Source organism: Bacillus sp. FSL E2-8868 (assembly GCF_038005505.1).
Classification (GTDB): Bacteria; Bacillota; Bacilli; order Bacillales; family Bacillaceae_G; genus Bacillus_A; species Bacillus_A mycoides.
In genome coordinates, this window is sequence record NZ_JBBOTI010000001.1 from 1,840,592 (window position 1) to 1,852,699 (window position 12,108).

At 32.3% G+C, this 12,108-nt stretch carries 12 protein-coding genes and 1 pseudogene; 9 read left to right on the forward strand and 4 right to left on the reverse strand.

What is annotated here, in order from left to right; all coding sequences use genetic code 11:
- Positions 1–12: 12 nt before the first annotated feature.
- Genes NSS74_RS09605 through NSS74_RS09615 form a run of 3 tightly spaced genes read left to right on the forward strand, consistent with a single transcriptional unit; the run spans position 13 to position 3,009 of the window.
- Positions 13–723, forward strand: a complete 711-nt coding sequence (locus NSS74_RS09605; RefSeq protein WP_002136823.1) for a polymer-forming cytoskeletal protein — start codon at positions 13–15, stop codon at positions 721–723.
- Positions 724–741: 18 nt separating this feature from the next.
- Positions 742–1,449, forward strand: coding sequence for a polymer-forming cytoskeletal protein (locus tag NSS74_RS09610; RefSeq protein ID WP_002142148.1), 708 nt, complete (start codon positions 742–744; stop codon positions 1,447–1,449).
- Between the two features lie 24 nt (positions 1,450–1,473).
- Positions 1,474–3,009 (forward strand): MDR family MFS transporter, encoded by a 1,536-nt coding sequence (locus NSS74_RS09615; protein ID WP_002142147.1) that lies wholly within the window; start codon positions 1,474–1,476, stop codon positions 3,007–3,009.
- 54 nt (positions 3,010–3,063) lie between these two features.
- Here the strand turns inward: NSS74_RS09615 and NSS74_RS09620 are convergent, their stop codons facing one another.
- Positions 3,064–3,384 carry a hypothetical protein gene (locus NSS74_RS09620; RefSeq protein WP_002110396.1) on the reverse strand — a complete coding sequence of 107 codons (321 nt, stop codon included), beginning with the start codon at positions 3,382–3,384 and terminating at the stop codon, positions 3,064–3,066.
- A gap of 255 nt (positions 3,385–3,639) precedes the next feature.
- Here NSS74_RS09620 and NSS74_RS09625 point away from each other — a divergent pair, with 255 nt between their 5' ends.
- Positions 3,640–4,419 (forward strand): BC_2878 family exosporium-associated protein, encoded by a 780-nt coding sequence (locus NSS74_RS09625; protein WP_002136819.1) that lies wholly within the window; start codon positions 3,640–3,642, stop codon positions 4,417–4,419.
- A 285-nt stretch (positions 4,420–4,704) separates the two neighbouring features.
- Here NSS74_RS09625 and ycaC read toward each other — a convergent pair whose 3' ends face one another.
- A complete protein-coding gene (ycaC, locus tag NSS74_RS09630; protein WP_002136818.1) occupies positions 4,705–5,340 on the reverse strand; it encodes an isochorismate family cysteine hydrolase YcaC in 636 nt (211 codons plus the stop codon).
- A 421-nt stretch (positions 5,341–5,761) separates the two neighbouring features.
- Between ycaC and NSS74_RS09635 the strand changes: the two genes are divergently transcribed.
- The 4 genes and pseudogenes from NSS74_RS09635 to NSS74_RS09650 all read left to right on the forward strand — a co-directional run bounded on the left by NSS74_RS09635 (position 5,762) and on the right by NSS74_RS09650 (position 9,444).
- Positions 5,762–6,532 carry a GNAT family N-acetyltransferase gene (locus NSS74_RS09635; RefSeq protein ID WP_002136817.1) on the forward strand — a complete coding sequence of 257 codons (771 nt, stop codon included), beginning with the start codon at positions 5,762–5,764 and terminating at the stop codon, positions 6,530–6,532.
- 614 nt (positions 6,533–7,146) lie between these two features.
- A pseudogene (locus NSS74_RS09640) lies at positions 7,147–7,841 on the forward strand (CsxC family protein).
- A gap of 126 nt (positions 7,842–7,967) precedes the next feature.
- Complete coding sequence (locus NSS74_RS09645) at positions 7,968–8,213, forward strand: hypothetical protein (RefSeq protein ID WP_445661825.1); 246 nt, start codon at positions 7,968–7,970, stop codon at positions 8,211–8,213.
- Between the two features lie 58 nt (positions 8,214–8,271).
- Positions 8,272–9,444 (forward strand): BC_2427 family protein, encoded by a 1,173-nt coding sequence (locus NSS74_RS09650; protein WP_340813462.1) that lies wholly within the window; start codon positions 8,272–8,274, stop codon positions 9,442–9,444.
- Between the two features lie 369 nt (positions 9,445–9,813).
- Here the strand turns inward: NSS74_RS09650 and NSS74_RS09655 are convergent, their stop codons facing one another.
- A complete protein-coding gene (locus tag NSS74_RS09655) occupies positions 9,814–10,245 on the reverse strand; it encodes a GNAT family N-acetyltransferase (RefSeq protein WP_002142142.1) in 432 nt (143 codons plus the stop codon).
- A gap of 254 nt (positions 10,246–10,499) precedes the next feature.
- Between NSS74_RS09655 and NSS74_RS09660 the strand changes: the two genes are divergently transcribed.
- Positions 10,500–11,360 carry a DegV family protein gene (locus NSS74_RS09660; protein ID WP_002142141.1) on the forward strand — a complete coding sequence of 287 codons (861 nt, stop codon included), beginning with the start codon at positions 10,500–10,502 and terminating at the stop codon, positions 11,358–11,360.
- A gap of 489 nt (positions 11,361–11,849) precedes the next feature.
- Here the strand turns inward: NSS74_RS09660 and NSS74_RS09670 are convergent, their stop codons facing one another.
- Positions 11,850–12,053 carry a hypothetical protein gene (locus NSS74_RS09670; RefSeq protein ID WP_002142140.1) on the reverse strand — a complete coding sequence of 68 codons (204 nt, stop codon included), beginning with the start codon at positions 12,051–12,053 and terminating at the stop codon, positions 11,850–11,852.
- Positions 12,054–12,108: the final 55 nt, after the last annotated feature.

The window sequence follows — 12,108 nt, forward strand, 5'->3', positions numbered from 1 at the left end:
GGAGGAGAAATCATGCGTACAGAAAATTTAATTATAAACGGTTACGGTTCATCGAATGGTGGTGAGTTTCACAAAGTACAGCTAAACGGAAAAGGAACTGTTAATGGAAATGTTGAATGTGAGCAATTTGAATGTAATGGTTACGGTGCAGTTACTGGTGATTTGAAAAGTAGTAATGCAAGAATTAGCGGATCGGGTAAAGTTGATGGTACAGTTAGCGCAGAAATGATGCGAATCGATGGGAAAGCGACAATTACACAAGATGTAAAGGCGAACAGTTTAAAAATTGCAGGAAAAGGTACGATAGGTGGAAATGTCACCGGTGAAGAATTTAAAATCAATGGTCAAGCGACGATTGATGGTAATTGCGAGGTTGATGTTTTTTCTTCTGAAGGACAATTTACAGTTGGTGGATTATTAAGCGCAGATGAAATTAATATTAATATTCACGGTACATGTAGAGCGAAAGAAATTGGCGGTCAAACAATTAAAGTAAGACATAGATTGAGTACTTTTAGTAAACTTTTTAAAACAGTATTTGGCCTGCAGTTAGAGGCTGAATTGTTAGAAGGTGACAATATCGATATTGATTATGCTCACATTAAAACAGTAAGAGGAAACAATGTTACAGTAGGACCGAACTGTGAGATTGATCTTATTGAATATACAGGTGTACTTAATGTTGATAAAAACGCAAGTGTGAAAGAAATTAAGCAGGTTTAAAGGAAGGGAGCAATCGATATGGAAAATCAACATAGTCTTACTGTAAATGGATCAGGTAGCTCGGCAGGTGGAGATTATAATAAAGTGAAGATTCGCGGCGAAGGAACAATCTCTAATCATTTGAGTTGTAATGATTTTAAAACGTATGGTACGAGTGAAGTACGTGGCAATATGAAAGCGAAAAATTATGTCGTGTATGGAGATAGTGAAGTACAGGGGAATATGGAGGCGGAATATGTAAAAATATATGGTAATGCCCAAGTACAAGGTGACGGACAAATTAATAAAACAAAAGTTAGAGGTATGATAGAATTTAAAGGGAAGCTATCCGGCGATTTCGTAGATGTGAAAGGCGCTTTAAATGTGAAGGGAGATATAGAAGTAGAGGAATTATTACTAACTGGTGGTCTTGAAAGTGATGGTTTGCTTAATGCTGAAAATATTGAAATCTCACTTCGTTATGAAGGAAGTAAAGTGAGAGAAATCGGTGGGAAAAAGATTAGAGTACGTAAAAAAGCGAGATTTATTCCTTTTACAAGTCATGCAGGAAGCCTTCAAACATCAATTATTGAGGGGGATGATATTTATTTAGAACATACAATAGCAGACGTAGTAAGAGGAAATCATGTTATAATTGGCCCTGGCTGTGAAATTAGTGTTGTAGAATATCATACTAGTTTTAACCAAAAAGGGAATTCAGTCGTAAAAGAAAACAAACAAATATAAGTAGTATGAGGGAGAGCAAGAAATATGGTTGAGAAGAATAATAAACTCGGCTTCGTTGTTGCCGGTTTATTGCTAGGGATTTTAATGGCATCAATGGATAATACCATTGTCGTAACAGCGATGGGAACAATCGTTGGTGATTTAGGAGGCCTTGAAAACTTTGTATGGGTCGTTTCTGCCTATATGGTCGCAGAAATGGCAGGTATGCCGATTTTCGGTAAACTATCAGATATGTATGGTAGAAAGAGATTCTTTATTTTCGGTTTAATCGTCTTTATGATTGGTTCGGCACTTTGTGGAACTGCTGAAAATATTACACAGTTAGGTATTTATCGTGCCATTCAAGGTATTGGCGGCGGGGCACTAGTGCCAATCGCATTTACTATCGTTTTTGATATTTTCCCTCCAGAAAAGCGCGGGAAAATGGGTGGTTTATTCGGAGCAGTATTTGGTTTATCAAGTATTTTCGGGCCATTACTTGGCGCATATATTACGGATTATATTAGCTGGCACTGGGTGTTTTATATTAACTTACCACTTGGAATTTTAGCACTTATTTTTATTACATTATTTTATAAAGAGTCACGAGTTCATAGAGAACAAAAGATTGATTGGTTTGGGGCAATTACTTTAGTTGGTGCAGTAGTTTGTTTAATGTTCGCCTTAGAATTAGGCGGACAAAAGTATGATTGGGATTCTAGCTTTATTTTAAGTTTATTTGCTGGGTTCGCTATTTTAGTAATTGCTTTTATTGTTATTGAACGAAAAGTAGAAGAACCAATCATTTCATTTGAGATGTTTAAACAACGTCTATTCGGAATGAGTACAATTATTGCCTTATGTTACGGGGCGGCATTTATGTCAGCAACTGTGTACATTCCGTTATTTATTCAAGGTGTATACGGCGGGACTGCAACAAACTCAGGATTATTGTTATTACCAATGATGTTAGGATCAGTAGTTACAGCGCAGTTAGGTGGATTTTTAACATCGAAACTTAGCTACCGAAACATTATGATTATTTCTGCTGTTATTATGCTAATCGGGTTATTCTTATTAAGTACGTTAACGCCAGAAACAAGTCGTATATTATTAACAATTTATATGGTTATTATCGGTTTTGGAGTTGGTTTCTCATTCTCTGTACTAAGTATGGCAGCTATTCACAACTTCGGTATGGAACAGCGCGGGTCTGCGACTTCAACGAGTAACTTTATTCGTTCATTAGGTATGACACTTGGTATTACAATCTTTGGAATGATTCAAAGGACTGGTTTCCAGGATCAATTAGAAGAAGCGTTTAAAGGTATGAGCGGGGGTATGAATACAAACGCTTTAGGAGATTCAAGAGCTATTCTATCAGAATCGGCAAGATCTCAAATTCCGCCGCAAATATTAGATAAAATTATTGAAGCTCTCTCTAGTTCAATCGTTCAGACATTTATGTGGGCGTTAGTTCCAGCAAGTTTAGCGTTCGTATTCATTTTCTTTATGGGAAATGAGCGCATGGTATATAAGAAAGCACAAAACAAGGTGAAAAGTGAGACATCAAAAGCGTAAAGAAAAAGCTCCTTTCAATTTTGAAAGGAGCTTTTTCTTATGTACGGAGTCGAATTAGCCTTCGATAATTTCGTATTCTTCGTCTGCTAATAATAAAATATGTGTTTTCTTACCTTTGTTTTGAACTTCGATTACATCATATGTACCTAAGTCTCTTAGCTTGCTTTGAGAAGCGTTAACCATAACTTCCATAGAATCAATTAAGATATCTTCTTCAACGTATGATTCAGGTAATGCCATATCTTCAGTATCTAATACACATGTATATAGATTTTGTAAGTTCTCAGCAGTTGGGTTTTGTTCCTCAACATCAATGATGTTTTTTACTGCTTCCATATTTTCTTCTTTTACTTGATATACTTTAATTTTAGTCATTGTTTTAATCTCCTTTATTACGTAATCTTAGAGGCTGCACCTCATTATAACGCTTTTTCATTGAAAGATGAAATTGTTATATGTATTTATAGTAAAAATTATGTGTTATTACTTATTATTGGTGTAATTTCCATATTGATGTTAGGCGTAACTAATTATATCCTTACGTTAAAATTATATTGTCCAAGCTTTTCATATATCCCGCTCATATTATGTGTATTAGATAAAAACATATAGGGAAGGGATTGAATGTAAGTGGATTGCGAGCCGAAACGAAATTGTCAATGTTGTCAAAATAGTATATGTGAATTTTTGAAAAGTTTAGATCCTTATTCTAGGATTGAGAGTATCACAATAGACGGAAACGAAATAGTGGTATCCTATTTCATTTCACTTAATGAGATAAAAGGTATAGTTTCATTTGCACAAGAAGACAATGAGGTAATATTTGTAGATTGTTCAAGGATTGATGCGATTCGAATAGGAAAAGTGTGTAGTTGTAAAGCGAAAGTTAAATTTATTGAAGAGGATTTTAGTCTCCTTGGAAATGTTTGTCCACAGTGTTTAACGGAGGGAAGTACACTCTTTTTCGATTTTTATAATTCTGAATTGAATTTATCTCTACAAGCAAAAACAATTGATGCGCCTAGATGTATTGAATTTACAGATGAACTTGGGAATGTAGTAAAGCAAATTACAATAGTAGGTGAAGCGATTGTTTCTAAAGATTTTGTTCAAGTGCCAGAACTACTAGATTTCCGATTGCTTTTATCGCATCCAGCTGGGGATCCTTTGAACTATGGATTGCTATTTATTAATTTCCCTGATGTTACTTTTATTATTATTTTAGTATCAAGCGGATACCTTTCCATTTCGAACTGTTTAAAAATAGAGAGTGGAACTGGCAATGCCGAAATAGAAGAGATGAAAAAAATGATAGTGGATGACAATAATACGTACAAGTCGATTATTAAGTTGACTAAAATATATAAAAATGGTGCGACGGAATCTTTTATTTCTAAGAAGGAGTTATAACGTACCTATTGATTAATCCTCTTAAAATATATGAGGCGGATTGTAGTAACGGAAGAAATCGCTTTGTTAGTATGGATGTTAGAAGTAAATAGGATGGCTAGTTGTACTAATAATTGCTATTTGTAATTTAAATATAGTGACGGAGGAACATACAATATCGGTAAAGCAATTAAGAAAAGGGCTATTAAAGCAGCCCTTTTCTTAATTATGTAAATAGCTATTGGTAGTTTTTATTGAGTTTACATAGTTATTCAAAATTGATATCAAGTTTAATCAAGAATTAATTTATTTACTAAATTCTTTTTGAGCTCCCATATAGCTTCCAATGATATTTTGATAACTTGGAAGATGCTTAGCAAGTAAAGCTCCAAAGCCTTCAACATCATTTCGCCAGTCGCGCTGTAATTCTGCTGCAACACTAAACCAGTTCATTAGCTGGACTCCTCCGTGAGCCATGCGCATAAGGGCAGCATCAGCAACTTGTTTACTAAAAGTTCCAGATGCATCAGTTACAACAAACACCTCATACCCTGCATTGATAGCAGATAGAGCTGGGAACGCAACGCAAACATCAGTAACTACTCCTGCGATAATTAGCTGTTTTTTACCCGTTGCTTCAATAGCTTTTACAAATTCCTCATTGTCCCATGCGTTAATTTGTCCAGGACGCGCTATTTTAGGCGCATTTGGAAATAGTTCAATTAATTCCTGCATGAGTGGACCATTAGGACCGTCTTCGAAGCTAGTCGTTAAAATAACCGGTAAATCAAAAAAGTTAGCTGTATTAGCAAGAGCTAAAACATTGTTTTTGAACTCATCAACACCATAGTCGCGCACTAGACTGGAAATAAGACCTGTTTGATGATCCACTAGAAGAACGGCGGCATCACTTTTTGAAAGACGAGAATAGAAATCAGTCATTTTATAATCCCCCTTAAAAAGTTTATTTATAAATCAATCTTACAGTTATTCGGCTTGATTGGGTATATGGTTAAAAATTTATCAACAAATAGTTTGTATTAGAATATAATAATGTATATATATATATTATATTGAGTAATTACAAATTTTTCGTTTTGATGAACAATGTATTAATTGAGTGGATAGCTATGAGGATTAAAATGGATTTAAAAATAGCAATTCTTGATTGGTAAATCATTTCAATGTAATTAGATGTTATAATAAATTTGCATTTACGTATAATTTATAATTATTTGATATTTGAAGGTTGAGTTTCATAGACATTTGCTTAGATAATTAATAAGTGTGTATAAGAATACTAATAAAAGTTAACTCATGAAAATGTTGAGCATAGTTGATTTTAAGGAAAGCGGGAATGTAAATGATATATGAAGCGAATATACATGCAAGAAAAAAATTATTTTCTATGTTTGAGGATTTCAATAATGTTGTTTTACTTTCTTATTTACAAGGACATATGGGAACTGCGTGGATGAATGATCTTGAAAATCCGACAGTAGCGCAAATTACGGTAGGGATTTTCACATTTTACGCTGGGGATCCAAATGCAAAAGAAACAGAAGAGTTATTACGTAACATCCCTGAAAGAATTCTAGTAATCGTAAATAGTGATGAATGGAAAAAGCGTTTAGAAGCATTCTCTGAAAGAAAAATAGATAAGTTTTTACGATATAAATTTAAACGAAATCCAGAAGTATTTAATGGCTCAAAATTAAAATCTTTTATAACTGCACTTCCAAAAGGATATGAATTGAGAAAAATAGATGAGCATATTGTGAATAACCCAACATTACATAAGGTTTCTGAAGATTTTACAAGTCAATTTCGATCAATAGATGATTATATAGATCGTGGCATAGGTTATAGTATTTTATATGATGGAGAAGTCGTATGTGGCGCATCATCATATAGTATTTATGATGGTGGTATTGAAATCGAACTTGCTACTGACCCGAATCATAGAAGAAAGGGTTTAGCAACTGTAGTTAGTGCGGCCTTAATATTGAATTGTTTAGAACAGGGGAAATATCCAAACTGGGATGCAGCGAATAGTACTTCTGCCAAATTAGCAGAAAAGCTAGGTTATGTTTTTGATAAGGCGTATGATACTTATTTTGTGAATAATAGGTAAATGAACAGGTATACAACGTCATAAGGCTATCAAATCTAATGAATTAACGTTAATTAGTTGTATTTTCTATAAAATTGCAAACATAAATTAGCTAAAGGCGTTTAAGGATATGTTAATTAAGGAGGAAACGACAATCAGATTAGTTTCCTTAGAAGTGTTGATAAATTCTATTGTAGAATTTGAGGATAAAACAATGATAAGAATGATGGGATTTCACAAAATTTTGGGTGAAAAAACCGACTTTTTTAAGTCGGTTTTTTATTTTTGTCAGTAGAGTGCCACCAATATTGATTTGTTGTTTTATGGAAGTATTAAATGTATCTGTCTCAATAAATTTGATTTTTCTTCCATTACTATTGAATATAATTAACCCATCAGTTCCTACTTCCACTATGAGATGAGGGTTCGGAAATTCTCTTTTTTATAGGTAGATAATTATAAAGGCTCAATATATTTAGTTCTGTGTGTTTAATTAGTAACTTAAAATCGCTACTTTATTTTGTAAATGATGAAAGTAACTATTACAGGAACCCACGCATTAATAGAAGACAAACATATACAGTATAGAGAGTTAAAAAAGCTCTAAATTTTTCATATAAAGGAGATTATAAAATATGAGCGAACAATGCCCAATTAATGTACCATGTCAGGTAGATGGACAAACTCAAACGCCATTAAGTGATGCAGCTGCAACACCAATTCTTACTCCAGGAGCACCGATTGTAAAAATACCAGTTGTATTAGCAGAAAGAACAATTCAAATTGTTGTAGAATCTGATATTTCATTAGATCCTCCAGCAGTTGAAATTAAACGTATCTTAAAAAATGTATTTTTAACACAATGTAAGTTAGTTCCTGTAGCATTTACTCCAGTACCAGGTACAAATTACCGCCGAGTTACAAGAGCAAAATTATTTGTACAAGGATATATTCGTAAAAATATTGAATATGCAAATGATGAGTGTAATGGAGTGCTATATGATCGTATTGCAAATGTTCCATTTTCTGGTTTTGCAGATTTAACAGCAGCAGATTTTCTATCACAAGCTATAGTAGCTTCTTCTTCAGATACTACATCTCACTTTATTAATCCTAAAAATGGTGATTTACCACGTTTAGACAAATACTTCTTCGAAAATACAGTGTTTTATAATGAACAACCATATTGTGAATTAGTAAGCGCTCAATTTTTGAATTAGACTTTTCACCTTGTCCAACAGAATTAAACGAGCCATTTGGAACTCTTCGTGAAAAAATTGTACTAGACCTTACTTTAAAAGTTTTACAAGTACAACAAGTACAGGTATAAAATTAAAAAAGCATTGTCTTTATTAAAAAGACAATGTCTTTTTTATTATTATAAAACATATATAATGATGAAATGGTCGCGTACAAAAAGCATATTTTTAGGAATTACATCAGAGGGGGGATGGTGATGAATAAGCCATGGGTTGGTAAAGAAATATGGAACAAAGTTTACAAATGGAAAATGCTGAATGTTCAAGATGATTCACGTGAAATAAGAGAAAAAAAGAAAAGTAAAGAAACAGAGTCAAAAAAAGAAGATAAAGTAATTGGAATAGAGAAAGAAAGTGAAAAAACTGAATCAAAAAAAGAAGATAAAGCAATTAAATTAGAGAAAGAAAGTAAAGAAACAGAGTCAAAAAAAGAGATAAAGTAATTGGAATAGAGAAAGAAAGTAAAGAAACAGAGTCAAAAAAGAAGATAAAGTAATTGGATTGGAGAAAGAAAGTAAAGAAACAGAGTCAAAAAAAGAAGATAAAGTAATTGGATTGGAGAAAGAAAGTAAAGAAACAGAGTCAAAAAAAGAAGATAAAGTAATTGGATTGGAGAAAGAAAGTAAAGAAACAGAGTCAAAAAAAGAAGATAAAGTAATTGGATTGGAGAAAGAAAGTAAAGAAACAAAGTCAAAAAAAGAAGATAAAGTAATTGGATTAGAGAAAGAAGAAATAGAAATTGAATCAAAGAAAGAAAGTGAAGAGACTGAACCAGCAAAAGATAATAAAGTAATTGGATTAGAGAAAGAAGAAATAGCAATTGAATCAAAGAAAGAAAGTGAAGAGACTGAACCAGCAAAAGATAATAAAGTGATTGGATTAGAGAAAGAAGAAGTAGCAAATGAATCAGAGAAAAAAAGTGAAGAAACTGAATCAAAGAGAGAAAGTATAGATTTAGGATCAAAAATAGAGACTTCAGTGCATTCAATGGTAGTGAAAACTCCATTTTCTATTATTTCAGAAGTGTCTAGCTTTAAAGTATTTCCAAAAATAAATGTGAAAAATCAAGATGCATTTGTATTTCGAAATGGAAAAGATGCAGAGGGGCGTGAATTAGATTCTAAGTTATTAACTACAGTGCAACAGTATCATTCGGAGGCTTATTGTAAAATAGTATCTTTAAACCTTAATGAAAAGAGAGTTCTTTTTGAATTATATAACCAAAAAGTTAAAGGGAATAATGAAGAGAATAAGGTAGAGACATCTTCATGGATTCCTATTCACAGCATAATATTAGAGAGTGAAAATGGGGGAGAAGTAAATAATTTTATAACAGCCAGACTACCAATAGAAATAGGAAGATATAAAGGTGAAATTAGTTTACGAGAAAAAGTGGTATTTACAGAAAAAGTCATAGGAATAAAAGAGGTGGAACAGGAGATTGTTTTGACAAAAACCGAATTTTTAGTACCAAAAGTCAAAAAGAATGGACAAAATAAATTTACAGTTGAAAAAGGGAGCTTATTGGTAGAAGGATATATATATCAATGTATTGAATACATATCAGAACAAAGTACATTTCATGACAATGTGTATCAGTTAGTACAAAATATTGTATTGGAATTAATCATTCAAGTGATACAAGAACAGGAAGTACAAGTGCGAATTACATAAAAATGATTATATTCCCTTGATTAGCTCATTATTTTTATTCGTAGCGTATCAATGCGTAATCTTTTGTAAATCATTCAGTGCTATAGAATATCCTCCAAACAGTTTATCTTCAATGAATTCATTTTCATATTTATGAAGGATGATATTGTTGCTAGCTAGGATAGTTACTTAATCGTATGAATTTCTTCAGGTTTATGCTTTAAAAAAGTGCTAACAAGTTTGTAAACGTTCTTGCTAACACTTATTTAAAACGGACATAAAATTGGCGTAAATGTTGTTTGATTAATGAAGCTAATTAAATAACATAGATAATTACATCTTATAACCTAGGGTGTAATGTAAAGTATATTCACTCCTTTTTTACAAAACTCACAATTTAAATAGTAAAACATGTTTATCGTAATTTTCCAAACACCAATTATATTTTTTTAGAATAATTGGGTGGACGTCTTCTTCTGTAGTATCGACTTCAGTATAGCCGTATTTTTTATAAAAGCTTTCTAGTTCTTCAAAAGGAAGACAATATACATTTTGTATTTGTAATTTTTTCGCAGTTTGTACTAAAAATGAAACAAGTTCCCCAGCTAATTGTAGACCCCTGAATTTAGGAAGAATGAAAATCCCACCCATTTCAATTGTATCTTCATCTATTTGGACTAAACGTCCAACACCCGCATACTCTTTGTTGCATGTAATGATCGCAACCTTATCTTGTGATAAATCACTCGGTACAAATCCTATTGATTCGTATTGTTTATTAATCCATTCTATATCATTAGGTATAGCTAGTTGAATTCCCATTTTTAAGCCTCCATTTGAAATGTTTTAATATTTCTATTATGTAAAGAACGATACGAGTTGTAATTCATAATTGGCACAATAAATTATGAAAATAGGAGAAAACGGTATCATTTTTAATAATAGTTCAAGTTTTGAAGAAGAGTGCATATAATATAAAGTCTTTTCCTTTCTTCATTTAAGTTTTACGTATATAATTTAAAAGTACTATTTTTATTTTATATTTTTTATATTTATAACAGAATAGAGGTTTAAAAATGGGTGTTAAAATCATTACGGATAGTGCGGCGGATTTACCGGTAGAATTGCTGCAAGCATATGATATAGATTTAATTCCACTCCGTGTATATGATGAAGCAGAAACAGAGTATTTAGATGGGGTTACATTAAAATCAGTTACATTACTGCAAAAAATGAGAGAAGGCGCAGTTTATAAAACGTCATTGCCTTCACTTGAAACATTCCAAGAAAAATTTGTTTCCTATGCAAAAGAAGGTAACCCTTGTATATATTTAGCTTTTTCATCTGAATTGTCTGGTACATATCAATCGTCAGTTCTCATTAAAAAAGAAGTGAAAGAAACATACACTGATTTAGATTTAGAAATTATCGATACAAAATGTGCCTCACTCGGTCAGGGTATTGTCGTATTAGAGGCTGCAAAAATGGCAAAAGAGGGCGCATCAAAAGAAGAAATATTAAACCGTGTCGCTTTTCTAATGGAGCATATGGAGCATATATTCACTGTAGCTGACTTACAGTACCTTGTTAGAGGTGGACGTTTAAGTAAAGTAGCCGGTTTCATCGGTGGTTTGCTAAACATTAAGCCAATCTTAAATGTGGATGAAGGAAAACTTGTACCACTTGAAAAGGTACGAGGGAAAAAGAAAGTATTAAGCCGAATTGTTGATATTATGGAAGAGCGTGGGAAAGACCTTAAAGGTCAAACAATCGGTATGACTCACGGTGATGATTTAGAAACTGCCGAAGCATTAAAAGCATTAATTACTGAAAGATTCGGTTGTGAAGTATTTATCGTAAATACAATTGGAGCTGCAATCGGAGCGCATACAGGACCTGGTGCGTTAACATTGTTCTTCTTAAATGAAGTAGAGTAAAGGATTGATCTTTTGATCAATCCTTTTTTCTTTAAATAAAATATAGAATTTACTATTTATTAGTGCTTTGTTTTATAGGTAAGAAGGTATAAAGGAAACAAGTGAAGGCTAGTATGAAACTAAATATTTCAGTATCATCAACTACTAAACCATTGTTCCACTGATAAAGGAAGGATGCTAGTATTAAAAGAGTTGCGGATTCTCCAGAATATCTTACTATTTTTCGTGTTGAATCGTTTTTAGGTTTTACAATCATATTTATCGCCCTTTCATATTTAGTAAATAATTCGATAAACTAAATTATAGGATGTGATATTTGAAATTCATCTATTAAGCCTATTTAATTTATTTTCGGTTACAATAGATGCCCTCAATGTAATCGGCAAGTTTAACCAATCATGCTATTTAAATTAAGAATGATAGTTAACTTTTGATTCAATCCTTTTTAAATTCTAAAAAAATTGTTTTATGCGAATGAAAAATATGTAATTACTTCTTAACTTTCTCTTTAAAAGGTAAGAAGGTAGATAGGAAAGTAGTGATAGCTAGTGCAAAGCTGACTCTTTCAGTATGATCAATTACTAAGTCATTTTTCCACTGATAAAGGAAAGAAGCGATTATTAAAAGTAAAACAGCGACTCCAACATATCTTACTATTTTTCGTGCGGATTCATCTTTAAGTCTTACAATCATGTTTATCTTCCTTTCGAGTTTACTAAATAATTCGACAAACTAATTACTAGGATGC